General features: G+C 62.6%; 27 protein-coding genes. 13 read left to right on the plus strand and 14 right to left on the minus strand.

Going from position 1 to position 25,219, the window contains the following annotated elements:
* Window positions 1–69: 69 nt before the first annotated feature.
* The 7 genes from ACTHNE_RS00180 to ACTHNE_RS00210 all read left to right on the plus strand — a co-directional run bounded on the left by ACTHNE_RS00180 (window position 70) and on the right by ACTHNE_RS00210 (window position 6,800).
* Window positions 70–669 (plus strand): OmpA family protein, encoded by a 600-nt coding sequence (locus ACTHNE_RS00180; protein WP_440268262.1) that lies wholly within the window; start codon window positions 70–72, stop codon window positions 667–669.
* A 6-nt stretch (window positions 670–675) separates the two neighbouring features.
* The gene (locus ACTHNE_RS00185; RefSeq protein WP_440268263.1) at window positions 676–1,992 is read left to right on the plus strand and encodes an alpha/beta family hydrolase; all 1,317 of its coding nucleotides are present in this window, start codon (window positions 676–678) and stop codon (window positions 1,990–1,992) included.
* A 146-nt stretch (window positions 1,993–2,138) separates the two neighbouring features.
* Entirely contained in the window at window positions 2,139–3,353 is a 1,215-nt protein-coding gene (locus ACTHNE_RS00190) for a 2Fe-2S iron-sulfur cluster-binding protein (protein ID WP_440268264.1), read from the plus strand.
* Window positions 3,354–3,357: 4 nt separating this feature from the next.
* Window positions 3,358–3,936: a hypothetical protein gene (locus ACTHNE_RS00195; RefSeq protein WP_324941865.1), complete on the plus strand. Its 579-nt coding sequence runs from the start codon at window positions 3,358–3,360 to the stop codon at window positions 3,934–3,936.
* Entirely contained in the window at window positions 3,936–4,784 is an 849-nt protein-coding gene (locus ACTHNE_RS00200) for a cytochrome c3 family protein (RefSeq protein WP_440268265.1), read from the plus strand. The genes ACTHNE_RS00195 and ACTHNE_RS00200 overlap by 1 nt, the downstream gene beginning before the upstream one ends.
* Before the next feature lie 210 nt (window positions 4,785–4,994).
* Window positions 4,995–6,035 carry a cytochrome-c peroxidase gene (locus tag ACTHNE_RS00205; protein WP_440268266.1) on the plus strand — a complete coding sequence of 347 codons (1,041 nt, stop codon included), beginning with the start codon at window positions 4,995–4,997 and terminating at the stop codon, window positions 6,033–6,035.
* Between the two features lie 69 nt (window positions 6,036–6,104).
* On the plus strand, window positions 6,105–6,800 hold the full coding sequence (locus ACTHNE_RS00210; RefSeq protein WP_324941874.1) for a VIT1/CCC1 transporter family protein: 696 nt from the start codon (window positions 6,105–6,107) through the stop codon (window positions 6,798–6,800).
* 37 nt (window positions 6,801–6,837) lie between these two features.
* Here the strand turns inward: ACTHNE_RS00210 and ACTHNE_RS00215 are convergent, their stop codons facing one another.
* Genes ACTHNE_RS00215 through ACTHNE_RS00225 form a run of 3 tightly spaced genes read right to left on the minus strand, consistent with a single transcriptional unit; the run spans window position 6,838 to window position 11,135 of the window.
* Complete coding sequence (locus ACTHNE_RS00215) at window positions 6,838–8,040, minus strand: efflux RND transporter periplasmic adaptor subunit (protein ID WP_440268267.1); 1,203 nt, start codon at window positions 8,038–8,040, stop codon at window positions 6,838–6,840.
* A gap of 25 nt (window positions 8,041–8,065) precedes the next feature.
* Window positions 8,066–10,426: an ABC transporter permease gene (locus ACTHNE_RS00220; protein WP_440268268.1), complete on the minus strand. Its 2,361-nt coding sequence runs from the start codon at window positions 10,424–10,426 to the stop codon at window positions 8,066–8,068.
* A 1-nt stretch (window position 10,427) separates the two neighbouring features.
* On the minus strand, window positions 10,428–11,135 hold the full coding sequence (locus tag ACTHNE_RS00225) for an ABC transporter ATP-binding protein (protein WP_324941882.1): 708 nt from the start codon (window positions 11,133–11,135) through the stop codon (window positions 10,428–10,430).
* Between the two features lie 111 nt (window positions 11,136–11,246).
* Here ACTHNE_RS00225 and ACTHNE_RS00230 point away from each other — a divergent pair, with 111 nt between their 5' ends.
* Window positions 11,247–12,056 (plus strand): DUF2238 domain-containing protein, encoded by an 810-nt coding sequence (locus ACTHNE_RS00230; RefSeq protein ID WP_324941884.1) that lies wholly within the window; start codon window positions 11,247–11,249, stop codon window positions 12,054–12,056.
* A gap of 36 nt (window positions 12,057–12,092) precedes the next feature.
* Here ACTHNE_RS00230 and ACTHNE_RS00235 read toward each other — a convergent pair whose 3' ends face one another.
* Genes ACTHNE_RS00235 through ACTHNE_RS00245 form a run of 3 tightly spaced genes read right to left on the minus strand, consistent with a single transcriptional unit; the run spans window position 12,093 to window position 13,863 of the window.
* Window positions 12,093–12,917 carry a universal stress protein gene (locus ACTHNE_RS00235; protein WP_440268269.1) on the minus strand — a complete coding sequence of 275 codons (825 nt, stop codon included), beginning with the start codon at window positions 12,915–12,917 and terminating at the stop codon, window positions 12,093–12,095.
* Window positions 12,914–13,393: a DUF3775 domain-containing protein gene (locus ACTHNE_RS00240; RefSeq protein ID WP_324941890.1), complete on the minus strand. Its 480-nt coding sequence runs from the start codon at window positions 13,391–13,393 to the stop codon at window positions 12,914–12,916. Before ACTHNE_RS00240 ends, ACTHNE_RS00235 begins: the two co-directional genes overlap by 4 nt.
* On the minus strand, window positions 13,390–13,863 hold the full coding sequence (locus tag ACTHNE_RS00245; RefSeq protein WP_324941893.1) for a host attachment protein: 474 nt from the start codon (window positions 13,861–13,863) through the stop codon (window positions 13,390–13,392). Before ACTHNE_RS00245 ends, ACTHNE_RS00240 begins: the two co-directional genes overlap by 4 nt.
* 207 nt (window positions 13,864–14,070) lie before the next feature.
* Between ACTHNE_RS00245 and ACTHNE_RS00250 the strand changes: the two genes are divergently transcribed.
* The 5 genes from ACTHNE_RS00250 to ACTHNE_RS00270 all read left to right on the plus strand — a co-directional run bounded on the left by ACTHNE_RS00250 (window position 14,071) and on the right by ACTHNE_RS00270 (window position 19,001).
* A complete protein-coding gene (locus tag ACTHNE_RS00250; protein WP_324941896.1) occupies window positions 14,071–14,514 on the plus strand; it encodes an Hsp20/alpha crystallin family protein in 444 nt (147 codons plus the stop codon).
* A gap of 61 nt (window positions 14,515–14,575) precedes the next feature.
* Entirely contained in the window at window positions 14,576–15,871 is a 1,296-nt protein-coding gene (locus ACTHNE_RS00255) for an erythromycin esterase family protein (RefSeq protein WP_324941899.1), read from the plus strand.
* Window positions 15,872–15,967: 96 nt separating this feature from the next.
* On the plus strand, window positions 15,968–17,098 hold the full coding sequence (locus ACTHNE_RS00260) for an alkene reductase (RefSeq protein ID WP_324941902.1): 1,131 nt from the start codon (window positions 15,968–15,970) through the stop codon (window positions 17,096–17,098).
* Between the two features lie 72 nt (window positions 17,099–17,170).
* The gene (locus tag ACTHNE_RS00265) at window positions 17,171–17,824 is read left to right on the plus strand and encodes a BON domain-containing protein (protein ID WP_324941905.1); all 654 of its coding nucleotides are present in this window, start codon (window positions 17,171–17,173) and stop codon (window positions 17,822–17,824) included.
* A 343-nt stretch (window positions 17,825–18,167) separates the two neighbouring features.
* Window positions 18,168–19,001 (plus strand): polyphosphate kinase 2 family protein, encoded by an 834-nt coding sequence (locus ACTHNE_RS00270; RefSeq protein ID WP_324941908.1) that lies wholly within the window; start codon window positions 18,168–18,170, stop codon window positions 18,999–19,001.
* Window positions 19,002–19,019: 18 nt separating this feature from the next.
* Here ACTHNE_RS00270 and ACTHNE_RS00275 read toward each other — a convergent pair whose 3' ends face one another.
* Genes ACTHNE_RS00275 through atpD form a run of 8 tightly spaced genes read right to left on the minus strand, consistent with a single transcriptional unit; the run spans window position 19,020 to window position 25,102 of the window.
* Window positions 19,020–19,835: a F0F1 ATP synthase subunit gamma gene (locus tag ACTHNE_RS00275; RefSeq protein ID WP_324941911.1), complete on the minus strand. Its 816-nt coding sequence runs from the start codon at window positions 19,833–19,835 to the stop codon at window positions 19,020–19,022.
* The gene (locus ACTHNE_RS00280) at window positions 19,819–21,306 is read right to left on the minus strand and encodes a F0F1 ATP synthase subunit alpha (protein WP_440268270.1); all 1,488 of its coding nucleotides are present in this window, start codon (window positions 21,304–21,306) and stop codon (window positions 19,819–19,821) included. The genes ACTHNE_RS00275 and ACTHNE_RS00280 overlap by 17 nt, the downstream gene beginning before the upstream one ends.
* The gene (locus tag ACTHNE_RS00285; RefSeq protein ID WP_324941917.1) at window positions 21,299–22,042 is read right to left on the minus strand and encodes a F0F1 ATP synthase subunit delta; all 744 of its coding nucleotides are present in this window, start codon (window positions 22,040–22,042) and stop codon (window positions 21,299–21,301) included. Before ACTHNE_RS00285 ends, ACTHNE_RS00280 begins: the two co-directional genes overlap by 8 nt.
* A 10-nt stretch (window positions 22,043–22,052) precedes the next feature.
* Window positions 22,053–22,319, minus strand: a complete 267-nt coding sequence (locus tag ACTHNE_RS00290; protein ID WP_324941920.1) for an ATP F0F1 synthase subunit C — start codon at window positions 22,317–22,319, stop codon at window positions 22,053–22,055.
* Window positions 22,316–22,999 carry a F0F1 ATP synthase subunit A gene (locus ACTHNE_RS00295; protein WP_324941923.1) on the minus strand — a complete coding sequence of 228 codons (684 nt, stop codon included), beginning with the start codon at window positions 22,997–22,999 and terminating at the stop codon, window positions 22,316–22,318. Before ACTHNE_RS00295 ends, ACTHNE_RS00290 begins: the two co-directional genes overlap by 4 nt.
* Window positions 22,999–23,280, minus strand: coding sequence for an AtpZ/AtpI family protein (locus ACTHNE_RS00300; protein ID WP_324941926.1), 282 nt, complete (start codon window positions 23,278–23,280; stop codon window positions 22,999–23,001). Before ACTHNE_RS00300 ends, ACTHNE_RS00295 begins: the two co-directional genes overlap by 1 nt.
* Window positions 23,277–23,681 carry a F0F1 ATP synthase subunit epsilon gene (locus ACTHNE_RS00305; protein WP_324941929.1) on the minus strand — a complete coding sequence of 135 codons (405 nt, stop codon included), beginning with the start codon at window positions 23,679–23,681 and terminating at the stop codon, window positions 23,277–23,279. Before ACTHNE_RS00305 ends, ACTHNE_RS00300 begins: the two co-directional genes overlap by 4 nt.
* Window positions 23,678–25,102, minus strand: coding sequence for a F0F1 ATP synthase subunit beta (gene atpD / locus ACTHNE_RS00310; RefSeq protein WP_324941932.1), 1,425 nt, complete (start codon window positions 25,100–25,102; stop codon window positions 23,678–23,680). The genes ACTHNE_RS00305 and atpD overlap by 4 nt, the downstream gene beginning before the upstream one ends.
* Window positions 25,103–25,219 lie beyond the last annotated feature (117 nt).

A 25,219-nucleotide genomic window follows, 5' to 3' on the forward strand; every position in this document is an offset into this window, starting at 1 on the left:
TACGCGAAGGGGTTGCCTTCCTACAGTAAATCCGCCCTTTTTGTCGGGTTCACCGAGGAGGACTCATCCATGCATGCCTATCAACGTTTTGTATATGTATCGCTGAGTACGCTGGCCATCGCGCTGGCCGGGTGCACCGGCTACGTGAAAAAAGCCGATTTCGATTCGGCCATCAGCGAGCTGCGTGCCAACGACCAGAAGCAGCAGCAGGAAATCGACAGCCTCACCCAGCAGATGCAACAGCGCTTCGCAGCCTACGATGCGAAGATCGCGCAGATGAACGGACGCATCCGCGTCGATACGATTTCGCATTTCGCGTTCAACGATGCCACGCTGCGTGAGGAAGACAAGCCGCTGCTCAATGACTTCGCCAAGGTCGTTTCGGCCAACTTCCCGCAAGCCGTGATTACGGTGGAAGGCTTTGCCGATGCCGCGGGCGGCACGGGCTACAACCTTCGCCTGGGACATTCACGCGCCAATGCCGTGCGCGATTATCTGGTGAACACGGGCGGCTTGTCGGCCGACAAGGTGCGCACAGCCAGCTACGGCAAGGCGGTGAACCGCCAGGTGCTGAAAGGCAAATGGGGCGACGGCGCGGAATCGAACCGCCGCGTGACCCTGGTGGTGGATTTCGCCGGCACCCAGGCGCAGGCGTCGCCGCAAGGATGACGTGCCATGGCGCCATGGCAAACCGATCGATTCCGTGATCGCATCGATGCCGGCGAACAACTTGCGGATGTCTTGTCGTCCCTGCGCGGCAAGCATCCGCTGGTGCTCGCCATTCCACGCGGCGGCGTGCCGATCGGGCGCATCATCGCCGACCGCTTGCAAGGCGAACTGGACGTGGTGCTGGTGCGAAAGCTCGGTGCCCCGGGGTATGCCGAATATGCGATCGGCGCGATCGACGAACACGGGCGCATGCAGATATCGCAGGAGGCAGCACGTGCCGGCGCCGACGAGCATTACCTGAAGCAGGAAGCGGCCACGCAACTGGCGCTGATACGCGCACGCCGCCAACGCTACAGCCCGCATCACAGCGCAATCGATCCGGCCGGACGTCTGGTGATCGTGGTAGACGACGGCCTGGCAACCGGCGCCACCATGCATGCGGCCTTGCAGGCGGTGCGTGCGCATCGCCCTTCGCGCCTGATCTGCGCCATTCCGGTGGCTGCTCCGCAAAGCCTCGCCGCCATCGCCGGCATGGCCGATGACGTGGTGTATCTCTGCGCTCCGGCTTCGTTCCGCTCGGTGGGCCAGTTCTACCTGGATTTTCCGGCCGTCGACGATGAAGAGGTGGTGCGCCTGTTGCAGGGCAGTCCCGGTCCCGCGAAGGCCAGCGCCGAAGCCGTGGAGATCGGGGCCGACGACGTCGTGCTTCGCGGCGACCTGGAGATACCGAAAAACGCCACAGGGCTGGTGATTTTCGCGCACGGCAGCGGCAGCAACCGCAACAGTCCGCGCAACCGCCACGTAGCCCACGCGCTGCATTCGCACGGGTTGGCCACGCTGCTGTTCGATCTGCTGACCGAGGACGAATCCAGGGAGATCTCGCTGCGCTTCGATATCCCCAAGTTGACGGCGCGCCTGGACGCGACCTTGCAATGGGCCATGCGGCACGCCAGCACCAAGTCGTTGCCGATCGGGCTGTTTGGCGCGAGCACCGGCGCGGCGGCGGCGCTAGTGCTCGCCGCGCGTTATCCCATGGCGGCGAAGGCCGTGGTGTCACGCGGCGGCCGGCCCGATCTGGCCGGGCATAGTGCACTCGCGCGCGTAAAGGCGCCGACGCTGCTGGTCGTCGGCGGCGCCGATAGCGAGGTCATCGCGCTCAATCGGGCGGCGCTCGGCGCGCTCACCTGCCACGCAGAAATGGTGCTGGTGCCAAACGCCACGCATCTGTTCGAAGAACCCGGCACGCTAGAACAAGTGGGGACTTTGGCTGCGAAATGGTTCCATCAGTGGTGCAACGCGCAGCCGTCCGGCATGCACGGCTGAAGAAAGCTTGTCGGGCCCTTGCGCGCCAGCAGCGAACAGAGGGTTACCGTCCGGCAGGCATGGCGGCGTAACGAATTGACATGGGTCAAATGGGTTGTCGGCACACCGATTACGATGAAAAGACCGAATGACCATCATAGGTTTCCATGACTACAGGCTTGCTCGCCGCCTGTATTGCCGGGGGATTGCTTCTGCAGGCTGGCGTGTTTGCGGCCATCTGGTTTCGGCGCTGGACGTCGCGGCCGCCTGCCGCAGAACATCCACCGGTGCGGCCGATCGATCCGAAGCTCGCCTGGTCCGGATGGCGAGAGTTTTGTGTTGCCAATCGCACCTATGAAGATCCGGCGCATGCGAGTTGCTCCTTCTACCTCGTTCCCGTCGACGGCAAGCCGCTGCCGCCGTTCAAGCCCGGGCAATTTCTGACGTTCTCGATTCCGGTCGATCGCCATCGCTCTCTCGTGCGTTGCTATTCGTTGTCCGAGGAACCAAGGACCGATCGATACCGAATCACCGTCAAACGCGTAGCGGCGCCGAGGGGGCGCCCGGAACTTCCGGCAGGTGCCTGTTCGAACTGGTTCCATGACCGGATCCAGGTGGGCGATATTCTCAAAGTAAAGGCGCCGAACGGACGCTTCACAATCGACGAGGCGTTTGCCGGTCCCATCGTTTTTGTTGCCGGGGGCATTGGAATCACTCCGCTCCTATGCATGCTGAAGTCGGTTCTCAACGGCAAGCCCGAGCGCAGCGTGTATATGTTCTACGGTGTTCGAAACGCCAGGGAGCATGCTTTCAAGGCCGTCCTTGAGGATCTGGCCTCCCATCATCGTTCGTTGCGGCTGGTGATCGCATACAGCGCGCCGGATGCCGATGCGCTTCCTGGCAAGGACTACCATCACCGGGGCCACGTCGACATCGCGCTGCTTCGCAAAGAGCTTCCCTACGGCGGCGCCCAGTTCTACGTATGCGGTCCGCCGGCACTCATGGCATGCATGATTCCCGCCCTTCGCACATGGGGCGTTCCGGATAAGGACATACGTTACGAGGCATTCGGGCCGGCATCGGCGCAGGAGTCGGCCGAGACCGGCGGCGCTGCGGCGGCCTCGCAACCGTTCCAGGTGCGCTGGAGCCGCTCGGGGCAAACGCTGGTCTGGACAGGGGAGGACGCCAATCTGCTGAGCTTTGCGGAGCGGCACAACATTTATGTCGAATCCGGTTGCCGGTCGGGAAGCTGTGGCAGCTGCGAGACGAAAGTCGTTTCCGGAACGGTGCTGTATTCGGACGAGCCTGATCATCCCATTAGCCCCGGCTACTGCCTGTTGTGTGTCGGCCGCCCCGGTTCGGATCTCGCGCTGGAAGCATGACGCCATGAAAGCGCGCCTTCTAAGTCACGAAGTGGCGCCATTCCTCGGGGCGATTTCACTCCTGGTGCTGGCCGCCCTGGGCTGTGATGCCGCCTTGCATTGGCTTGGTATCACCTGGGTGGGCCGTTACCTCGGCATCCCTGGGTTCATGCTCATTCTCGCCTCGTTCGTGTACTCGCTACGGAAACACCAGGTGATTACCGTCAGCAGTCCGGCAGTGCTGTTGCGCTGGCATCAACGGCTGGCCTGGTCCGGCGCTTTGCTGGTGCTGGTGCACGCCGGTATCCACTTCAATACGCTGCTCGGTTGGCTCGCGGTCGGGGCCATGATGGTGAATATCGTCAGCGGGCTGACCGGCAAGATCCTGTTGCGCCGCGCACGCGTGCGACTCGAAACCGCAAGAATGCAGATGCAGGCCAACGGTGCGGAGCTCAAGGAGATCGAAGACGAGCTCTACTGGGATAGCTTCACCTTCGATGCCGTAAGCCAGTGGCGCGCGGTGCATCGGCCGATAACGCTGGCCTTCATGACTTTGGCGCTGGCGCACATCGTGAGCATCCTGTTGTTGTGGGGATGGAAGTGATGCGGCGCTGGATCCTTACCGTGGTGCTTCTGAATCTGTCGATTCTGATTGCGCTGGTATTTGTGTATCCGCAGTTGATGGTGAGTCCTGGGCCGTTGCGTCCGGCCCATGCGAAGCTGACGACGGATTGCTTCGCATGCCATTCACCCTTTGCCGGCGCGAGTGCCGAACGCTGCCTGTCTTGCCATGCGTTGAAGGACATCGGTTTGCGCACGACGGCAGGTATTCCGCTTGCCACCAGGGAGTGGCCAGCGTTCCATCAACAACTGGCGTCTGCCCGCTGTATGGATTGTCACGCCGAACATCAAAACACCACGCTTGGGCAGGTCGTTGCAAAACCGACTTTCTCGCATGAGCTTCTCGACGATTCGGTGCGGTCCGAGTGCAAGGCATGCCACCAACCACCCGAGACGGCGGTACACGCCAACACCGCGCTGGCCTGCAGCCAATGTCACGGCACCAGCAATTGGCGGCCCTCGTTGTTCGATCATCGCCTGCTTGCCCAGGCTGATCTTAAGCACTGCGCAGCCTGCCACATGCCACCCACGAACGATCTGCATAAAGGCGTCGGCGATACATGCGGCAGTTGCCATCAGACCGCGGCATGGAAGCCGGCTTCTTTCGATCATGGCCGTTTCTTCGCGCTCGAGGGGGTGCATGACGCACCCTGCGCAACGTGCCATGTGAACCATCGTTACGACACCTATACCTGTTACGGATGCCACGCGCACGACCCCGCACGCGTAGCTCAGGAGCATCGTGAGGAAGGCATCACGGATACCAAGAACTGCGTACGTTGCCATCGCAGCGCACACGGCGAGGCCGGCGCGGAGCGAGAGCGCGATTGATCCGGTAGCGGTGCGGAAATCGGCAGGCCATGGCAGCCATTGCGGCAACGTTCCGGCAGTTGATCTACATCAACATGCCAGCGGCCCATTGGTGCCTCACTGTTCTTCTTGGACCTGCCGCGGACCGGGCAAAAGCAGGACCAGCCATGGGGAAGGGCAAGGAAGAAGCTGGCAGGCCCCTACATGCACTTCTGACGAAGGAGAAGGACTATGCGCTTCATGCCAACCGCTTCTCTCGTACTGCTCGGCCTTTTGCTGGCCGGCGAGGCATGGCCTCAGACGGCATTGATGAAGCAGGCCCAGGGTTTGTTCAAGCCGATTCTCGCCACGCCTCCAACGCTGCCCGGCAATCCCTCATCGCCAGCCAGGCTGGCGCTGGGCAAGGCGCTCTATTTCGATCCTCGCCTGTCCGAAAGCCACGCCATAAGTTGCAATTCCTGCCACATGGTGGGCATGGGCGGTGTCGATCTGCAGGAGACCTCGCTGGGCCATCGCTGGCAGCGTGGCGGGCGCAACGCACCTACCGTGTACAACGCGGTATTCGACACCGCCCAGTTCTGGGACGGCCGCGCCAAGGATCTCGAACAGCAGGCGGGCGGTCCGCTGGTGAATCCGCTGGAGATGGATGCGACCGAGGCCCATGTGGTCGAGCAGCTGAAGGGCATTCCCGGCTACAGGGTTTTTTTTTCCCGGGCCTTTCCCGCACAGCAGGATCCGATCACGTTCGACAATGTACGCAAGGCCATCGCCGTATTCGAAGCCACGCTCATCACCCCTGGCGCCCCCTTCGACCGTTATCTGCAAGGCGATGAGAAAGCGTTGGCCCCGCTGCAAAAGGAGGGGTTGTCCCTTTTCATCACCAAGGGCTGCGCCGGATGCCACAACGGCATCAACGTGGGTGGCAACAAGTACGCGCCGTTTGGTGTCGTCGAGCGGCCCGGGTCGGATATCCTGCCGCCCGGCGACAAGGGGCGTTTTGCGGTGACCAAGACGGCCAGCGACGAATATGTGTTCCGCGTGCCGCCACTGCGGAACATTGCGCTGACAGCACCTTATTTTCATTCGGGCAAGGTATGGGATCTGCGCCAAGCCATCGCGGTGATGGGCAGCAGCCAGCTTGGCGCGACGCTATCGGACGACGAGGTCGGAAAGATCGAGGCTTTCTTGAACGTGCTCACCGGCCCGCAGCCGGTCGTTACGTTGCCGACGCTGCCGCCAAGCGTGGCGACGACGCCGCAGCCAAAGCCTTAGTGCCCGTTTTGCCACCGGGACGACGCGCCGCAATGCATGCTTTGACCGACCAGGATCAGGAGCCTTCGAATGGCCTATCGTCACAAAGAGCGCCACGTCACCGAGCGCATGGGATGGCTGCGGGCGGCCGTGCTCGGCGCCAACGACGGCATCGTATCCACGGCCAGCCTGGTGATGGGCGTGGCGGCGGCGCACGCCACGCCATCGGCCATCCTGGTCGCGGGCACGGCAGGGCTGGTGGCCGGCGCGATGTCGATGGCGGCGGGCGAATACGTATCGGTCCATTCACAGGCCGATAGCGAGCAGGCAGACCTGGCGCGCGAAAGGAAAGAACTGGAAACCGACGTGGAAAGCGAACGCAAGGAGTTGGCTGCCATCTATGCCGGACGTGGGCTTGATCCCCTGCTGGCTCGCCAGGTTGCCGAGCAGTTGATGGCACATAACGCACTGGATGCCCATACGCGCGACGAACTAGGTATTACCGAGACACTCAAGGCACGCCCGCTTCAGGCGGCGGCGGCTTCTGCAGCCAGTTTCGCTGCCGGCGCCGCATTGCCGCTACTCGTCGTTGTGCTGGCTCCCGCAACCGGTCTCTTGTGGTGGATCTTCATCACCGCGCTGGTTTTCCTGGCCGTGCTTGGCGGCATAGCTGCGCGGGTCGGAGGCGCCAACGTTCGCGTCGGTGCGTCCCGGATCACCTTGTGGGGCGCGCTGGCCATGGCGCTGACGACTGCGGTGGGAATGCTTTTTGGCGGCGCTGGCTAGGGCGTGAAACGAGAGTTTTTGCAGGCATCGAGACGCTTCAAGGTTCCGCAGCGTTGCGCGACGCAGTGACGGGTGTGCCGTCGGCCACGCGGTCACTGGGATGAAGGATAACGAGATCCGCAGGGCTCAATCCCTTCACTACTTGTGCGACGTCGTCGTTAGCCATTCCGACATCGATGGACGTCATCCGCGCGCGTCCGCTACGTACGACGAACACCGCCCATCCATCGCCGCGGCGGAACATTGCCGTGATCGGAATGCGAAGCACATCGGCGTGCTGCCACACAACCACGTGCACGATGACCCGAAAGCCGTCCGCTATCGCCGCGGTGTCGCCATTTCGTTCCGTGAAATCCAGCACTACGTTCACGCGCTGCTCTTCGACGCCCAGCGCGGAAATCTTGGTGAAGCCGGAAGGCTCGACTCGCCGAACACGAGCGTCGAGCGTGCGGGGGCCGCCCCAATCGGTAATGAAGGCGGCATCGCCAGGATGGATCTTCACGGCATCCTCGGAGATGAAATCGGCCACGATTTCGATGTCGGAGGCATCGCCCACTTCGAGGATCGGCGATCCGGCAGCTACCACCGACTCGCTTTCACGCAACACGCGCAGAACTCGTCCGGACGTGGGCGCCATGATCGGGATGCCGGCACGGTGAATTGGGTGCGCCGACAATGCCGCAGGATCGATCAATAGCGCCTGCGCCGTATCGAGATCCGATTGCTTGGCCTGCAGGTTCGCTTTCGCCGTAGCCAGCTCTGCCACGGCGGTCGCATGGGCCAGCTGCGTGCGCTCAAAGTCGGCACGCGAAATGACGTTGGTTTTGATCAGTGCCTGGGCGCGCTTCAGGTCGGATGTCGCATAAGCCAATCCCGCTTCGGCCCGGGCAACACCGGCGGCAGCCAGGCTGCGCGCGGCGGTGGCGGATTCGATGGTGGATTCGACCTGGGCACGCGTGCGCACGTCATTGAAGCCGGGCGAGATGGGCAGCAGTTCGGCCACCTTCGAAACGCCTGCTTTCACTTCATCTCCCGCGTGCACATCGACCCGCAGAAGTTGCCCCAGGACCGGTGCGGAGATCTGGTAAATCTCGCGCACCCGCGTCCGCCCTTCGTCGGACACTTGCACGCTCATGGGGCCTCGCGTGGCCTGAGCGACGTCCACCGGCACCGGGCGCGGCCAGAAGCTCCACGCCAATCCGCCCGCCACCAATGCCCCGACCACGGTGGAAGCAAGCATGCGTCGCCAGATGGGTTTCATGCCGTCACTCCCGTGTCTTCAGTACAGCGATCAGATCGAGCCGGCCGATGCGCCAGGCGACGATCAGCAGCGATACGACGGCCGATAGCAACACCACCGACATGCCAATACCGAAGGTGGCCGGCGTCACCACGAAGGGCACCCTGAACAGTTTGGTCTGCATCGCCTGGCTCATGCCCCACGCCAGCCCGGTTCCCATGACACATCCAAGCGGCAGCGCGGCGATCACCAGCAGCGCTATTTCGCCGAGCAGTACGTAACTGACCTCGCCTCGCGTAAAACCGAGCACGCGCAAGGTGGCCAGTTCGTGCGAGCGCTCCGACAGCGCCACGCGTGCGGCGTTGTACACCACGCCGAGCGCGATCACCGCACCGAGGCCGATGTAGAAATCGATCACGATCGTCATGCTTTTGGCCATCACTTCGCGCAACGAGGTAATGGCTTGCTCACGGGTCGATACTGCCACCACGGCAGGGATATCCTTCAAATGCCGCAGCAGGGACGGCAATGCACGGTGATCGACCAGGCCATCGAAAGATGCGGCGCTTCCCGGCGCACCAACCAGGCCAGCCAGTTCCTTTCGATCCATGTACGCCGACACGCCGACTTGCTCCGCGGTGATACCTGCCACGGTCAGCGGTACGGTTCGACGCGAACCCTCCAGGAATTCCACGTACAGGCGATCCCCGACATGCGCCTGAATGAGCCGGGCCAACTGGTCGGATATGACAATGCCTTGGGCGGGGAGGGTGAACGGGTTGCCTGCCTTTTCGCGGAACACGCGCAGTTGCGTGCCGGGTTCGATGCCCTGCAGGCCAAGCCGCTGCTCCAACTGCTCCCGAGAAACCCGTGCCGCCACCGTCAGTACCGGTTCGACGCGGCGCATGCCCGGCAAGTTTGCCACCTCGTAACGGGCTCGATCGCTGCCCTGTTCCGACAGGCTGATGACGATGTCTTGCCGGTTGGACTGGAAATAGAAGTCTTCCACCAACGCATCCACCGCATCGAAAAAAAAGAACAGGCAAACCAGAAGCATGGCCGCCATCGCCACGCCCAGCGAGGTAAAGCCGGTTCGCCACGGCCACCGCACCATGTGGCGGAAAATCATTTGCGTCGGCATCGTGGCATGCCTGACCACACCTATCCGGTCGAACAACGTTGCGTGGTAGACCGGTGGCGTGGGAGGCGCCATGGCCGAGGCGGGGGACGTTTTCATCGCCCGCGACACCGGCCGTTGCGCGCCCGTGATGGCCGCCACGAACGAACCGATGGCGGCCAGGGCAAAGACCGCGTAGTCGATTTGATAATGCAGGAACGGAAAGTGGAAATAACGCTGATACATGGTGGTCATCCACTGGCCCAGCGCCAGCCCGATGCAGGCCCCTCCGAGCACTCCGACCAGAGTGATGAGCAATGAGGCTTTCAGGTAATGGCCGCCAACCTCCCAGTTGGTGTAGCCAAACGACTTGAGCAGGCCGATGTACGGTCGTTCGATGTCGATGAGTCTGGACAGAACCATATGGATAAGGAACGCCGCCACCGCGAGGAAGATGGGTGGGATCACCAGCGCGATCGTGTTGAGCTGGGCAAGTTCCTGGTCGATAAACGCGTGACTGGTCTGGTCGACTCTTCCATAGGACGCGTTGCCGCCGTAGCGCGCGAGCATGCGGTCGAGCCGGCTGATCACGTCCTGCTCCGAAACACCTGGTGCAAGCAGCACGTTCAGGTCGTTGAAGGCGCCCATGAGGTCATAGCCGGCCTCTAAAACAGATCGATCCATCCACATAACGCCGAAGGCCTTGTCGTCGGGCATCAGTTGTCCGGGCGCCAGCACGTAGACGAATTCAGGCGACAACGCGGTGCCGACGAGGGTGAACGGCTGCTTCTTTCCTCCCAATATCACGCCAAGCTTCTGTCCTGGTTTGTAACCAAGCGCGCTGGCCATGTTTTCGCTCATGACAAGCTCGTTGCGTCCCCGCAACGGTAATCGTCCCGCGCGAAGCACAAGCCGGTTCAGTCGCGGCTGGCCGGTATCGGGAATCGAAATGAGCTCTGCTGCGGAAGGTTCCGGCCTGCCTGGCAAATCCAGTGCGGCGTAATGGGTAATGCGCGCATCCCACGCGGCCACTCCGGGAATGCGGCCAACCTCCGTGGCAACCAGCAAGGGGGCACGCTTGAGATGTGAAAAGACATGCGCAAACCGATACTCCTCGTAGTACGCATCGCGCGTCGTGCGCAGCGATTCCATGGCGCCGAACGTCATCGCCACGATGGCGAAGCCGCAGGCAATCACCGACGCAATGGCCAGTACCTGGCTTTTCAACCGCCATAGATCGCGAAGCAATTTTCGGTTCAAGGTAGCCATGTCACCAGTGCAACGATGAGGCGGGCAGGCGCTTGTCGTGCCCGGCGATTTGCGCGATACCGCCATCGGCAAATGAAACCACGCGATCCCCCATGTTCGCGATCGACGCGTTGTGCGTGATGATCACTGCGGTGGTTTTGAGCTCTGCGTTGATCTGTTCGATGGCCTCAAGCACGGTGATGCCGGTGGGCGAGTCCAGGGCGCCGGTGGGCTCGTCGCACAGCAAAATGTCCGGACGCTTGGCCACCGCGCGTGCAACGGCAACGCGTTGTTGTTCGCCGCCCGACAGTTGCGCAGGGAAATGATGCATCCGGTCCTTGAGCCCCACGACCGCGAGCGCATCTTCCGGCCGCATCGGCCTGGCGGCGATCTCGGTGACCAGCGCCACGTTCTCGAGCGCGGTAAGGCCGGGAATCAGGTTATAGAACTGAAACACGAAGCCGACGTGGTCGCGTCGGTAGAGCGTCAAATCCCGGTCGTTCATGGCGCCCAGGTCATGATCGCGAAAGATGATCGATCCATGCGTGGGGCGGTCGAGCCCGCCCAGGATGTTCAAGAAAGTGGATTTGCCCGAGCCGGATGGGCCCAGCAGCACCAGCATTTCCGATTCGAGGATCTCCAGCTCGATGCCGCGCAAGGCATGTACGTCCACCTCGCCTGAACGGTAGACCTTGGTGAGCCCGGATACATGGAACGCCACGGAAGCCATAACTGGGGATGCTCGCTCTGCATACATGCGTGCAAGCCAGGGTAGTGCCGGGTGGGCCGGACCCATTGATCCAGCTCAACGCCCGGCAAATCTCAGCCTTCGCTGGGTTTCTTGACCTGGATCAAGTCGCTCTTTCGCCAACGGCAAACCATGGCATCGCTCGTTGGTGCAAACCGCTCCGCGGAGCCGGAGCGTCATGGGTCTGCCGGATACGAAATGCGAAGCGAAACCTTCCCAAGTGGAACGAACATCCGGACGCGTACTCGAAGATCCGGCGCCTGGTTTCCGTCGACCTTGCTACTGGCGTTTATTGCCATCTGGGTAATGCTGGCTATCGCTCCCAGGTATCGCCAGGATTGGCTGCTGGAGAACGTGCTGGTGTTTGTCGCGGTGCCCCTGTTCGTGCTCACCTATCGAAGCCTTCGCTTCACCAATGCCAGCTATCTGTCACTGTTTCTTTTCTTCGTGCTCCACGAGATCGGGGCGCACTATACCTATTCGGAAGTGCCTTACGACGAGTGGTTGACGGCCTATCTCGGCTTTTCGCCCAATCATTATTTCGCACTGCCGCGCAACGACTACGACCGATTCGTGCACGCCATGTATGGCCTGCTGATGACGCCCGTCGCCAACGAGCTGTTCGCCAACCGCGCTCCGCCACGCGGCCTCTGGCGATGGATCTTTCCGGTCACCTTCATCATGTCGCATTCGCTGATCTACGAACTGGTGGAATGGTTTGCGGCCGTCCGTTTCGGCGGCAACCTGGGCGCTGCATACCTGGGGAGCCAGGGCGATCCCTGGGATGCACAACGGGACATGCTGATGGCGAGCATAGGTAGCATTTTGTCCATGAGCATCATCATCATGGCCGGCCATGCGCAGGGTAGGCGCATGGCCACAAGAGATCCGTCGCTGCGGTAGGGAAACACCCGTCGCCGCATCATGCGCGCTGCAGCTTCAGTGACGCATCCATACTGGCAGGCTCGCCTGTTCGAGTACTTCCTTGGTAGCGCCGCCGAGCACGCGTTCGCGCAATCGCGTGTGACCGTAGCCACCCATCACAAGCAGGTCTGCGCCGGTGCGGTTGGCCGCCTGCAGCAAGTCGTTGCCGATGCTTTTGCCATGTCTTCCGACAGTGGACGATTGCGGGGCCAGTCCGTGCCGCCGCAGGTAGCGGGTCAGGTCGAACCGGGGCTGCCATGCAGCGGTGGGCGAGGCTGGATCGGTACTTTCGAGCACGGCGATATGCCGTGCGCGCGTGAGGATCGGCAGTGCCGCATGGATCGCGCGCAGCGAGGTCATCGAACCGTTCCATGCGATGGCCACGCAATCGAGCGCGAAGGGTTTTTCGTAAGCGGCCGGCACGATGAGGCATGGGATGTCGCAACTGAGCATGATGTCGCCCATCGCCGAAGGCGATCCCCATACGCTGGCCACGTCGCTGCCAAGCACCAGCAGATCGTGCCAGTTGCTGGCCACCGCCAGGCATTCGGGCACGTAGCCCTGGGCGACCTGCCACGCGGCTTTTTCGAGATGGCGTTGGCGCGCCTCGGCCAGAAAGCCGGCTTCGGCCTTGCAGGCTTCTTCGACGAGCTGGCGTACCTGGTCGGCCCATTCCTCCACGAAGCCGGGTACCTCGTAGGCGGGCAGGCCCATTTGGGGCGACGGGCAGATGCAGATGCCGGTCAGCTGCGCGTCGAAGGCAGCGGCGAACGCGGCGGCGTAGTCCATGTGCCTGGGCCAGGCATGAAACGATTCGGTGTAGACGGCGATGTCCTTCATGGCTTGCTCCATGCATCAGGCGACATCGAAGAAGTCCGCTCATCGGGAACATGCAGGATCGACAACCCTTCTTCCAGAAAATCGCTGGCCAAGGGCGAGCCGAGCAGATAGAGCGCGGTGCGCCCGTTGTGCGCCTGCTCGGCCGCTTCGCGGATCGCTTGCCAATCTTCGGCGGAGCTGTTGTCGCGGCCAAGCCACATCAGGGCGACCAGGTCGATCTGATAATCGTCGGGCAAGTCGTCGATGAACGATACAAGCTCCTGCCGGATCGGCTCGTTGCGGTAATCGTTCTCGTGTTCGGCGTACACGTCGACGTTTTCGCAGTCCAGCGGCGTAGGCTCGGTTTCATTTGTCTCCGAGGCATCCACAAGCAGGTCGGTATTCTCGTATTCGTGGAGCTTGTCCACGATGAAGTGCACGGTATCTACCGGAATGGCAAACGGCTGCTCGGGGATGGTGGATCTGCTCGAGATCATGAAGCGACACTCGCAGCGTTGGGCGCGGCCACGCCGTCCTGCCAAATGCGGGTGCGCAGGTCGGTCGTGGACAGTTTCAGGAAGTCGTTGCCGACCTCGTCGACCACGCACGCCAGGGTTTGCTCGTCCAGGTGTTTGTGCAATACACCGAGAAAACGTGGTGGCGCGATCAGCACCAGTTGGTCGTAACGGCGTTCCAGGCGGCCACGGCGCATGACGTCGCTCAGGATGGCCGCGAACTGGTCCTGATGCTTGACGCGCAGCGTGGTCCTCGGCTCGATCGCATGGCGCGCCGGACCGTTGCTTTCCTGCGCACGCGGCAGGCGGCCATGGGCAGGATGTTGCCCGGGCGTCCGGCTGTCGGGATGCGCGTAGCAAGCAATCTCGATCAGATTCGCTTCTTTTTGCGGCAATTCGAACAGGCGAGCCTTGGCGGCGTCGGCAACCAGTACCCAGGTTTTCTTCGACATGATGGCGCTTCCCATATGTTGGCGCTTGTCAGCTTAGGCGGGCGGTATGGCTGCAACTTGATGGCCGTCAACAAAAGCCGACGGGAAAAACGGGCCGCAACGATTGACCTGGATCAACAGCCAATGCTGCGCCGACGGCTAGGCTAAGCAAGGACCCGGGACACGGGAGCCCGGGCCACCCTGGAATATTGCGGAGGATGATTTGCCATGGCCAACCTTACACGCTGGAGTCCCTTCAAAACCCTTGCGCGTTTCGAACAGCAGACGCCTTTCGAAGAGCTTTTCAACGGCTTCGGGCTGCGCCCGCGCTGGTCGGAACTGGAGATGCCCGAAATGCGCATCGACGTGACGGAGAACGAGCGGTCCTACGCCGTCAAGGCGGAAATTCCGGGCGTCGGCAAAGACGACATCGACGTCTCGATCGACGGCAACCAGGTGTCGATCAGCGCCGAGGTCAAGCGCGAAACCAAGAAAAAGGACGATGAGCGGGAGATCTGCACGGAGCGGTACTACGGGCAGGTCTATCGTTCCTTCGGCCTTCCGGGCGAAGTGGACAATACGAAGGCAAGCGCGCATTACGAAAATGGCGTGCTCACGCTCGACCTGCCGAAGAAGGGAAACGGCAACGCGCGCAAAGTAACGATCAGCTGAGCATTGCGGGTACTCGCCGTGCCGGCTCGATGCCGGCACGGCAATTACGAGGTCTGGAACCATGCCAAGCCATTCGGCGCTGGAAGCGATTCGCGGCGAAGCCCTTCGGCTGGGCAATGGCATGCGTGATTACGACGCCTTGCTTGAAAGTGTCGGCGAACGAAGCCTGGTTTTGCTGGGCGAGGCCACCCACGGCACGCAGGAGTTTTATCGCATGCGCGCCGACATCAGCATGCGGCTCATCGAGGAGCGTGGCTTCGATGCCGTGGCAGTGGAGGCGGATTGGCCCGACGCCTATCGGCTCAACCGCTACGTGCGCGGGGAAGGGGGCGATGCCGACATCCGCCTGGCGTTCGGCGATTTCCAGCGTTTTCCGCGCTGGATGTGGTGCAACGAAGAAGTGCTGCGCTTCATCAAGACGTTGCGCGCGCTCAATGACGCACGAAAACCCACCGCACATGCCGGTTTCTTTGGGCTGGACATGTACAGCCTGTACCGATCGGCTCAGGCGGTGGTGGATTATCTCGCCGGCGTGGACGAGGAACAGGCCGCCATTGCCAAGCGCCAGTACGCGGCGATGGACCACGTGCGCGATCCGCAACGCTACGGTTACGAGGCTGTGCACGGGCTTCGTCCGGATTGCCGGCGAGCGGTGCGCGAACGCCTGATGGCGCTGTGGAAACGCGCACCCGAATACCTGGACAAGGACGGGCGCGATGCCGCCGACGCGTTTTTCTTCGCCGAACGCAACGCGCAAGTGGTGGCGAGCGCCGAGACCTACTATCGCGCCATGTTCGGTTCGCGCGCCGAAAGCTGGAACGTGCGCGACGAACACATGGTGCATACCCTGTTCGCGCTGCAGGGCCATCTGCGCGCCATGGGCGGCACGGGCAAGATCGTGGTGTGGGCGCACAATTCGCATCTTGGCGATGCGCGGGCCACCGAGATGTCGCAGCGGGGCGAGTGGAATGTGGGCCAGCTCGTGCGGCAGCAGGCAGGCAGCGATGCGGCGTTTTCCGTAGGTTTCACTACCGCCACCGGCACGGTCACCGCCGCCTACGAATGGGACGGCGAACCCGAATGCCGCCCGGTGCGGATGGCACTGGCAGACAGCTACGAGCACCTGTTCCACAGCAGCCGGTTGGATCGCTTCTATCTGCCGATGCAAGGCGACGCCGCCCGCGCGTTGGGCGCACCCATGCTCGAACGCGCTATCGGCGTGCTGTATCGCCCGGAGACGGAATACGAAAGCCATTACTTCGTCGCCTCGCTGCCGGCGCAGTTCGATGCGGTATTCCATCTGGACGAAACCAGTGCGGTGCAGCCGATGGATACGGTGGCTGCGCAAGCGGCGTGACGCGGCAGGCTCGCGCACTTGATCTCCATCAACACGGAGATATCCAGGTTGCCTAGCCTGGGATCTTGTCCGAGGAAGCGTTCGCACGAGAAGGCCATGTCGCAAGCGACCACCCATGCCGTACAGCTGGAAGCCTTGTTCCAGCCCATCCAGCTCGGTCCCTATCAACTTGCCAACCGCATCGTGATGGCGCCGCTCACGCGCAGCCGGGCCACGGAGCAGGGTGTGCCGACGGCGCTGATGGCCGAATATTACGCACAGCGCGCATCGGCCGGCCTCATCATCAGCGAAGGCGTGAACATTTCCCCGCAGGGGCGGGGCTACATGCGTACGCCAGGCCTTTACGACCGGGCGCAGGTGGCAGGCTGGCGCAAAGTCACCGACGCGGTGCATGCGCAAGGCGGGCGGATCTACGCGCAGCTGTGGCACGTGGGGCGCATCTCGCATCCTTCCTTGCAGCCCTACGGTGCCTTGCCGGTCGGTCCTTCGCCGGTTCGTCCCGAAGCATCCGTCTTCACCCAGGACGGCTACAAGCCGTGCGTAAAACCGCACATGCTCACCAGCGACGAGATCTACGGCATCGTCGAGCAATACCGCGAAGCGGCGCGGCATGCCTTGCAGGCAGGCTTCGACGGCGTCGAAATCCATGCCGCCAACGGTTATCTGCTGGAGCAATTCCTGCGCGACAGCGTCAACCAGCGCACCGATCATTTCGGCGGCCCGCGGGAAAACCGCGCGCGATTCCTGCTGGAAGTGCTCGAGGCGGTCATCGACGCAGCCGGCAGTGCGCGCGTGGGCATCCGGCTTTCGCCGTTCGGCCTGGTCAACGACGCCGCGCTCGACAGTGATCCGCCCGGCACATGCGGCTACGTCGTGGACAAGCTCAATGCGTTTGGCGTGAGCTACCTGCACATGATCGAAGGATCGCCGCAAGGGCCGCGCGAGGCGGGCTTCGACTGGCAGATCCTGCGCAGGCGCTTCCAGGGCAGATACATCGCCAACAACGGCTACGACCTTCCGATGGCGCTGGATGCCTGCAACCGGCATCGCGCCGACATGGTTTCTTTCGGGCGCGCCTACATCGCCAATCCCGACCTGGTGGAACGCTTCAAGCGCGGTGCGCCGCTGAGCGAGCCGGACCGCAGCACGTTCTTCGGCGGCGATGCCAAGGGCTACACCGATTACCCCTGCCTGTCGCAGGAAGGCTTGCACTTCGCCGGTGCATGAGGCGATCGAATGGCGGATCGATAGGCGCGTCAGCCTGGTCGTGAAAGCAGTTGAACCTGCGAGGAGTGACTTATGAAAACCGATCGTGAACTGCAGCAGATCGTTCTGGATGAACTGGATTGGGAACCTTCCGTCGACGCCAGCCGCATCGGCGTGGAAGTGCGCGAGGGCGTGGTCACCTTGTCCGGCAAGGTCGACAGCTATCCGCAGAAATGGGCCGCCGAACGCGCCGCCAAGCGCGTACCCGGCGTTCGTGGGCTGGCCATCGAACTGGAAGTGGCGTTGCCGGGCGATTTCGCGCGTAGCGATACGGATATCGCCATGGCCGCCAAGAATGCCATCGACTGGCATGCCTGCATTCCGACCGATGCGATCAAGGTGGTGGTGGAAAACGGCTGGGTAACGCTTTCCGGCCACGTGGAATGGGATTTCATCCGCAACGCCGCCGAAGACGCAGTGCGCGGACTGCTCGGGGTGAAGGGCGTGGTCGATCGCATCAGTATCACGCCGCATGCGCAGCCGCGGGATATCAAGACCAAGATCGAAGCGGCGCTGTATCGCCGCGCCCATCTGGATACCAAATCCATCAAGGTGAACGTCAGCAAGGGCACGGTAACGCTGAAGGGCGCAGTCGATTCGCTGGCCGAGCGCGATGCCGTCGAGCAGGCTGCCTGGAGCGCGCCCGGTGTGCAGAATGTGGTCGACCAGTTGGTTGTTTCGCCGTAAACACCGGCGGTCTTTTCTGCCACGGCCCCGTCCTCGCGGTGGCCGTGGTTTTCGTCGCGCGCATGGCGCTACTCCTGACTTGAATTCGATGCTGGGCTGCGTGTTCGCCGGCATCTCGGTCGCCGCTATCTGCTGACCAATCCCCATACGGCCGGTTTTGCGGTCAGGTGGTGATGGGAAGGGGCCATGCGGCGGCATCCGGGACGCTTGCGGCGACCCGCACTGGCGCATTAGCGTGCCCATCTAATGGCCAACCTGCGGTTGGAACGGATAAGCGTGGAGCCTGGGGAGTCGGCATTGATAGCCTGGCAGCGCTGAGACTGATCGAACGGAGCGGATGGGTATGAGCTATCGCGAAGAATTCATCGTGCATCCCGGCGCCAGGCTGCACCTTTCCCATATCGATCCGGCCTACAAGGGCCGGCACGAGTCGCATGAAAAGGCCGGGCCGTTGATTGCCGAATCGCTCGCCAACATGGCGCGCTTGCAATACCTGCTCTATGCCAACGCGAGCCGCTCGCTGCTGATCGTGCTGCAAGGGCTCGACGCCGCCGGCAAGGACGGTGTGGTCCGGCACCTGTTCAGCGGCATGAATCCGCAGGGAACACGCGTCTTCAGCTTCAAGGAACCGAGTGCGGAAGACCGCGCCCACGATTTTCTATGGCGCGTTCACCAGCGCGCACCCGGCCGTGGCGAGGTGGTCATCTACAACCGCTCGCATTACGAAGACGTGCTGGTCGTACGCGTGCATGAGTCGGTTCCGCGCGAGGTATGGTCGCAACGTTACGCATCGATCAACGACTTCGAGACCATGCTGACGGCAAACGGTACGCAGGTATTGAAATTCTATCTGCACATCAGCACCGAGGAACAACTGGAGCGCTTCAAGCGTCGGCTGGACGATCCGGCTCGGCAGTGGAAAATCAGCGAGAGCGATTACTCCGAACGCTTGTTCTGGCCGCAGTACATCGAAGCCTACGAGGAAGCGATCGAGCGAACCAGCACCAAGCTTGCGCCGTGGTTCGTGATTCCCGCGAACCATAAATGGTTCCGCGACCTGGCGATCTCGCAAATCGTGGCCGATACGATGAACGACATGAAGTTGAGTCTTCCACCGGCGCGCGTCGACCTGGCTGAGATCCGCCGGAAATATCACGTCGCCCAGAGGAATCCCTGAGTTCCGCCGTGGCCTGTATTAGATTCCCAGCAGAATTATTTCGATTTCCTCCGTGATGGCTTCCTGCCGCGCGCGCCTGCGGCGACGATCGAGATTGTCGATGCGTTCGTGCAGGCGATCGAGTGCGGCACTCATTTGATCGAGGCGGCGGCGGTTTTCGGCGAGCAGCGAGGCGAGCAGGATGGCGTTGAGTGAGGCGAAGACGTAGTGCTCGACAAGCACGCCATACAGTTGCGGGGGAGGAAGCTGCAACTGCGGCTTGTTTCGCCAGCATGGTGCGCGTGTTGCGCCGGTTGCCGGCAGTACGCGTCCGGCGTGCAGATTGCCTTCGTCGTCGTGATGGATGACGATCAGGCCGTTTGTGTTGTCGTGATCTGCTTGCGTCGATGCTTGCACCGATGTGGCGATATGGGACATGACGCCGGGAATGTCTTCGATCACGGCGGCGCCGGCCATAGGAAGATGCGTCACGCCGCGTTCGTCCAGTAGCTGGCAAAGCCGGCTGCCGACGGCGATACGTACACCATCGCTGCTTTGGCGCGAGACATCCGGGTGCGAGGCTACGCGTTCGTCGAAATCGCCGCATAACCCGCGTTCGGAACCGATGAGAATGAGTATGTCGCGCTGCGGAACGACACTGGGGCGCGCGGCAGGGTAGTGGGCGCCTAGGTTGTCGATGGCGGTGCGGATGGCGTCCACGGTTTGCGCTTGCCGTAGCGTGCCTTCGGCCAGGCGTCGCGCTTCGATGAACGCCAGGCTGCGCATGGCCGACATGATCGTGCCGATCTCCTCGAGTGCCCTGCTGTGACGGGCCAGTTCACGCCATCGCGCCATGCGCTTGCTCCAGCCAGTGGTGCACGCGCTCGCGCCATTGCTCAGGCGAATCGCTCATCGACAACGTTTCGTGCAGGCAATGCTCGCGCAGGCGCTGCATGACGGTGTCCATGTCTTCTGGCGCGACGTGTTCGAGCGAGCCTTCCGCATAGGCGGCCAGCCATGCCAGGTGTGCGGTGGCTGGCCAGGGCTGAAAGCGTGGTTGCCGCAGCGCCCGGCGCAGTGTCCGGCCCCGGCGGATGCGCTCTTCCACGCCGGCCTCGAGCTTGGCGCCGAAGCGCGTGAACACTTCCAGCTCAAGGAATTGCAGGTAATCGAGCTTGATGCGCCCGGCCTGGTCGCGGATGGCTGCGTGCTGTGCCTTGCCGCCGATGCGCGATACCGAGCGCGACACGTCGATGGCCGGCAACTGGCCCTGCGCAAACAGGCGTTGGTCGAGAAAAATCTGCCCATCGGTGATCGAAATCAGATTGGTGGGAATGTAATCGGCGATCTCGCCCTGTTCGGTCTCCACCAGGGGCAGGGCGGTCATGCTGCCGCCGCCCTCCTCGGTCGACAACGCCGTGGCGCGTTCCAGCAGGCGTGCGTGCAAATAGAAGATGTCGCCCGGATATGCTTCGCGTCCTGGAGGCCGGCGCAGCAGCAGTGACAATTCACGATACGCCTTGGCATGCGTGCTGAGGTCGTCATACACCACCAGGGTGTCGTGGCCCGCTTCCATCCAGGCTTCGGCCACCGCGCAGCCGGCGAACGGGGCGAGGTATTTCATGCCGGGCAGGGCATTGGCATCGGCTACGATCACCGAGCAGTAGGCGAGTGCGCCCTGTTCGCGCAACACGGCCACGGTGCTGACGACGTCTGAACGTTTCTGGCCGATCAATACATAGACGCAGCGTACGGCCTCGCCCTGCTGGCGCAAGATGGTATCCAGCGCTAGGGCGCTTTTCCCCGTGCCGCTGTCACCGACGATGAGCTGGCGTTGGCCGCGCCCGATCGGAATTAGCGTGTCGATGACTTTGTTGCCGGTGTAAAGCGGTCGCTGGACGAACGTGCGGCGCATCAGCGGCGGCGACACGCCGTCGAGCGCACGCAGGGCATCGGTTTGCGGCATATCGTTGCCGTCCAGTGGATGACCGAGCGGGTCCACTACGCGGCCCAGCAACCCTTCGCCTACGCCGATCTGCAACTGGCGCCCGCTGAGCATGGCGCGAACCCCGGCGCGCAGATCGATGCCGGGATCGAGCAGGATCACGCCGATGCGATCGGGTTCGAGATGATAGATGAGCGCTTCGCCGCCACCTTCGAGCACCACGATATCGTCCAGCGCGGCGGAGGGCAGGCCGGAGATCCACGCGACGCCATCGCCGACCGAGACCACCGTTCCGCATTCGCGCAAGCGCAAGCCGAATCGATAATCGGTCAGCCAGTGGTCGCGCCGGTCCAGCGCGAGTGCTTGTTGCCGATCAGCCATGGCCGCCCGCTTCCGCGAAGGCACGCAGTTCGCCGGCGATGCTCGCATCCAGCTCCCAGGCACCTACCTGGATGAGCAATCCGGAAACGAGGTTCGCATCCTCGGTGTAGCGCACGCCAGGCGGCGACGCAGCAAACGCCGCGAATGCTTTTTCCAGGCGTGCACGGTCATTCGCCGCAAGCGGTGAACTGCTATGCACGACGACACCGTCGGCGGTGCCAAGCGCCGCGCGAAGTGCCTCGATTTGCTCCGGTGGCAGCGCGGCAAGCTCTTTCAGCGCGACATCGAGTATGCGCTGCGCCAAGTCCGGGGTGGCGAGCTCGCGCAGCAAGCGCGAGGCAAATTGCGCGGCCTGCGCTGTGGCGCGTCCTTGCACGGCTTTTTCGTAGGTTTCCTGCTCGTGTTGTCGCAGCGTTTGTTGGCGTTTGCGCTCGCTGGCAATCTCCGCCTCGAGCGCCTGAAGGCGGTGCTGACGTTCCGCTTCCAGTTCGCTGCCGAGGGTTTGACGGCGCTTTTCCAGTTCGGCCTGCCATTGGCTATTGCGTGCCTGGTAGTCCGTTTGCAATGCATTGGCTTGGTCGCGCGCGTGTTGCGCATCGTCCAGCGTTTTTTGCACGGCATGCTGCCGCTGCTCGACCATCGACAGCACTGGCCGATACAGGAAGTGCCGAAGCAGCCAGACCAGCACCAGGAAGTTGATGATTTCCAGGACGAAGGTGGACCAGTCGAAGCTCATGGCATCCTTCCTACTTCAGCAGGTACGCCAGCAACGGATTGCGGAACAGCACGATAAGCACGATCACCAGCACGTAGATGGCCAGCGATTCGACCATCGCCAGGCCGATGAACAAGGCGCGCAGGATCGATTTTTCCGCTTCCGGCTGGCGGGCCAGGGCATCGAGCGCGCGGCTGATCGAGCGTCCCATGGCCAAGGCGGGAAACATCACGCCGAGGGCGATGGCAAGCAGCGCCCCCAGCGTGGAGAAGAGGGCGAACAAGCTCATGTCTTTCATGATGTGGCGTCTCCGTGAACGCGTGTTGCAACGTTGGCTTCCAAACTTCCCGCGATGTACACCAGCGCCAGCACGCCAAAGATGTAAGCCTGTACCAGCGCTTCCACCACATGCAGCATCAGCAGTGGAACCGGAACCAGCAGGCCGGCCACCAGCAACACCAGCATCGCCGCCATTTCCAGGCTCATGATGTTGCCGAACAGGCGGATGGACAGCGCGAGCGTGCGCGATATTTCGCTGATGACGTTGAACGGAAGCAGGATGGGATTGGGCTGCACGTAGTGGCGCAAGTAGGCCAACAGGCCAGCATCCCGAATACCGAACCAGTGCGTTGCCGCAAAGACCAGGATGGCCAGGCCGGCCGTGACGGACAATTGCCCGCTCGGCGAATGCAGGCCGGGAATCAGTCCGGCCAGATTGGCGAACACCAGGTAGATCCACAGGCTGCCGATGAACGGCAGCAGTTGCCGCGACTTTTCCGGCGCGATGTCTTCGATCGCCTGGCGCATGGTCAGCACTACGGCTTCCAGCACGCTTTGCCAGCGGTCCGGCGCAAGCTTCAGGCGCCGGGTGATCAGCCAGCACGCCAATGTCAATGCCGCCATGATGCCCCAACTGGTCACCACCGTATCGGTGATCAGCAGCGAGCCTATGCGTAGAAGGACGATGCTCTGCTCCATCACCGGCGCTCCCTTACGATGAGGTAGACGTTCAGGGCCCCGATGAAAATGCCCGCGACGATGCCCGAAAGCGTTCCACGTACCGAATAGCCGGGTAGCTTTTCGTCGATCCATAGCCCGATGTAGGTGGCGGCCACCACCGGCAATACGAACACCATGCCGAGCGTGCCAAGGTAAAGCGACTGGCCGATCAATCCCTGGCGTTCGCGCTGCGCGCGTACCGCGCGTCGTACTTCGCGCAGGATCGAACGATGCCAGTGCGGGTTGGTCGGCATGTTCATCGCATCGACTCCCGCTGCAGCCGCCATAGACGGCGCAGCATCTCTTGTTCGAGCCGCCGCAACTGGGTATGCAATTGACTGAGTGCCTGCTCTTCGGCCGCGAAGCGTTCTTCGAGCGCGCGGCTTACGGCGTTCAGGTCGTCGCTGCGCAGATAGTCGCGCGTCGCCAGCGTGAGGGTGTTGCCGGCGAAGTACAACACGCTTCCCGGCTGCGCCAGATAATCCCAGTGATCGTCGGCGTGGTGGATGCGCGACAGGCCGGAGACCAGGGCTGTGATGAAGGCTTCGCGGTGAGCGCGGATGGCGAATTGGCCACTGGGATCCTCGCCCACGAAAGCCGCTACACCGGTGATGTGTTCGTTGGCGCGAGGGCTCAGCAGGTGGATGTCGAACGTATTCATGGGTTCGCGCCGGGCAGGCGCCCACGCATGTAGCACTGTGCTTCGGGCGCGTCGTCGTAGCGGCCATCCAGCAGTGCTTCGCAATCGGCCAACGTTCCCTCCAGCGGCACGCTGGCGCCGGCGATGCCGGTGCTTGCGGCGACCACCGCGAAGGGCTGCGAAAGGTAGCGCTGCAACCGGCGCGCGCGTAGCACCAGTTTGCGGTCGACGGCCGACAGCGCTTCGATGCCCAGCATGGCGATCACGTCTTCCAGTTCTTTATAGCGGGCCAGGTGCTCGCGCACTTGCGTGGCTATCCGGTAATGGCGCGTGCCGACAATGGCCGGATCGAGCAGGCGGCTGCGGGAAGCCAGGGGATCCACCGCGGGGTAGATGCCTTGCGCGGCCTGCTCGCGCGAAAGGATCACGCTGGTATCCAGGTGCGCCAGGATCGCCACCACGGCCGGATCGGTCATGTCGTCCGCCGGCACGTAAACCGCCTGAACCGAGGTGATGCTTCCGCGTTGCGTGGAGCAGATGCGCTCTTCCAGTTCGGCGATTTCCGAGAGCAGTGTGGGTTGGTAACCCACGGTTGCCGGCATGCGGCCGAGCAAGCCGGAAACTTCGCTTCCCGCTTGCGCGAAGCGAAACGCATTATCCATCAGGAACAGCACCTCGCCGCCGAGCGTGTCGCGCAGGTATTCGGCATAGGTGATGCCGGCAAGGCCGACACGAAAGCGTACGCCCGGCACTTCGTCCATCTGGCCGAACACCATCAAGGTGTGCGGCATCACGCCGGCATCGCGCATGTCGTGCCACAACTCGTGTCCCTCGCGGATGCGCTCGCCCACGCCACAGAAGACGTTGGCCCCGTGATGCAGTTGCACGATGGCGTGCATGAACTCAGTGATCAGTACCGTCTTGCCGACACCTGCGCCGCCGAATAGACCGGTTTTGCCGCCTCGCGCAAATGGACACAGCAGGTCGATCACCTTGATGCCGGTTTCCAGGATGCCACTGAGCGGCTTGGTGTCGTTGAGCGAAAGGGGCTTGCCGGTGAGCGGCAGGAACTGTTCCGCGGAGACGGGGGCACCACCGTCCAGCGGGGTGCCGAATACATCCAACAGGCGCCCGAGCACGCTCGACGATACGGGAAGACACACCGGCGCTTGCGTGTCGAAAACCGGCTGGCCCCGGCGCATGCCGCCGGTGCGGCCGAGCGCAAGCGTTCTTACCCGGCGGGAATCCAGCTCCTGCTGCACTTCCAGTTGAATGGTCGCCGTGCCGACGGCCGTGCGCAGCGCATGGCGCAGCAACGGCGGGTGCGCGCAGCGGACGTCGACCACCGAGCCTTGCACCGACTCGACGCTGCCGATATATGCGTCCAGCCTGCTGGAGCCTTCGGATTCCTGTTCGCTGGATCGAAAGGGTGGTTTGTCCATGGGGACACGTTAATCGCCGGGCGTCCGGCGCAAGATGACTTCGGTCAACTGAGTCCTTGTCCGCATCCTGTTCGAAGATGGTGATGGCATTTATGTGGAACGTTGCCTTGCCGGCCT

The organism is Dyella sp. (genome assembly GCF_051954575.1).
Lineage (GTDB): Bacteria > Pseudomonadota > Gammaproteobacteria > Xanthomonadales > Rhodanobacteraceae > Dyella_B.

What these genes read in the sequence shown, in the direction of transcription:
- ACTHNE_RS00305 (WP_324941929.1), bottom strand. Translation starts at nt 23,681, where the DNA reads ATGAATACGTTCGACATCCACCTGCTGAGCCCTCGCGCCAACGAACAC.
- ACTHNE_RS00200 (WP_440268265.1), top strand. Translation starts at nt 3,936, where the DNA reads ATGCGGCGCTGGATCCTTACCGTGGTGCTTCTGAATCTGTCGATTCTG.
- ACTHNE_RS00205 (WP_440268266.1), top strand. Translation starts at nt 4,995, where the DNA reads ATGCGCTTCATGCCAACCGCTTCTCTCGTACTGCTCGGCCTTTTGCTG.
- ACTHNE_RS00275 (WP_324941911.1), bottom strand. Translation starts at nt 19,835, where the DNA reads ATGGCGCGATGGCGTGAACTGGCCCGTCACAGCAGGGCACTCGAGGAG.
- ACTHNE_RS00255 (WP_324941899.1), top strand. Translation starts at nt 14,576, where the DNA reads ATGCCAAGCCATTCGGCGCTGGAAGCGATTCGCGGCGAAGCCCTTCGG.
- ACTHNE_RS00280 (WP_440268270.1), bottom strand. Translation starts at nt 21,306, where the DNA reads ATGGCTGATCGGCAACAAGCACTCGCGCTGGACCGGCGCGACCACTGG.
- ACTHNE_RS00300 (WP_324941926.1), bottom strand. Translation starts at nt 23,280, where the DNA reads ATGAACATGCCGACCAACCCGCACTGGCATCGTTCGATCCTGCGCGAA.
- ACTHNE_RS00245 (WP_324941893.1), bottom strand. Translation starts at nt 13,863, where the DNA reads ATGTCGAAGAAAACCTGGGTACTGGTTGCCGACGCCGCCAAGGCTCGC.
- ACTHNE_RS00185 (WP_440268263.1), top strand. Translation starts at nt 676, where the DNA reads ATGGCGCCATGGCAAACCGATCGATTCCGTGATCGCATCGATGCCGGC.
- ACTHNE_RS00220 (WP_440268268.1), bottom strand. Translation starts at nt 10,426, where the DNA reads ATGGCTACCTTGAACCGAAAATTGCTTCGCGATCTATGGCGGTTGAAA.
- ACTHNE_RS00235 (WP_440268269.1), bottom strand. Translation starts at nt 12,917, where the DNA reads ATGAAGGACATCGCCGTCTACACCGAATCGTTTCATGCCTGGCCCAGG.
- ACTHNE_RS00215 (WP_440268267.1), bottom strand. Translation starts at nt 8,040, where the DNA reads ATGCTTGCTTCCACCGTGGTCGGGGCATTGGTGGCGGGCGGATTGGCG.
- ACTHNE_RS00225 (WP_324941882.1), bottom strand. Translation starts at nt 11,135, where the DNA reads ATGGCTTCCGTGGCGTTCCATGTATCCGGGCTCACCAAGGTCTACCGT.
- ACTHNE_RS00210 (WP_324941874.1), top strand. Translation starts at nt 6,105, where the DNA reads ATGGCCTATCGTCACAAAGAGCGCCACGTCACCGAGCGCATGGGATGG.
- ACTHNE_RS00290 (WP_324941920.1), bottom strand. Translation starts at nt 22,319, where the DNA reads ATGAAAGACATGAGCTTGTTCGCCCTCTTCTCCACGCTGGGGGCGCTG.
- ACTHNE_RS00250 (WP_324941896.1), top strand. Translation starts at nt 14,071, where the DNA reads ATGGCCAACCTTACACGCTGGAGTCCCTTCAAAACCCTTGCGCGTTTC.
- atpD (WP_324941932.1), bottom strand. Translation starts at nt 25,102, where the DNA reads ATGGACAAACCACCCTTTCGATCCAGCGAACAGGAATCCGAAGGCTCC.
- ACTHNE_RS00270 (WP_324941908.1), top strand. Translation starts at nt 18,168, where the DNA reads ATGAGCTATCGCGAAGAATTCATCGTGCATCCCGGCGCCAGGCTGCAC.
- ACTHNE_RS00260 (WP_324941902.1), top strand. Translation starts at nt 15,968, where the DNA reads ATGTCGCAAGCGACCACCCATGCCGTACAGCTGGAAGCCTTGTTCCAG.
- ACTHNE_RS00295 (WP_324941923.1), bottom strand. Translation starts at nt 22,999, where the DNA reads ATGGAGCAGAGCATCGTCCTTCTACGCATAGGCTCGCTGCTGATCACC.
- ACTHNE_RS00265 (WP_324941905.1), top strand. Translation starts at nt 17,171, where the DNA reads ATGAAAACCGATCGTGAACTGCAGCAGATCGTTCTGGATGAACTGGAT.
- ACTHNE_RS00190 (WP_440268264.1), top strand. Translation starts at nt 2,139, where the DNA reads ATGACTACAGGCTTGCTCGCCGCCTGTATTGCCGGGGGATTGCTTCTG.
- ACTHNE_RS00180 (WP_440268262.1), top strand. Translation starts at nt 70, where the DNA reads ATGCATGCCTATCAACGTTTTGTATATGTATCGCTGAGTACGCTGGCC.
- ACTHNE_RS00285 (WP_324941917.1), bottom strand. Translation starts at nt 22,042, where the DNA reads ATGAGCTTCGACTGGTCCACCTTCGTCCTGGAAATCATCAACTTCCTG.
- ACTHNE_RS00240 (WP_324941890.1), bottom strand. Translation starts at nt 13,393, where the DNA reads ATGATCTCGAGCAGATCCACCATCCCCGAGCAGCCGTTTGCCATTCCG.
- ACTHNE_RS00195 (WP_324941865.1), top strand. Translation starts at nt 3,358, where the DNA reads ATGAAAGCGCGCCTTCTAAGTCACGAAGTGGCGCCATTCCTCGGGGCG.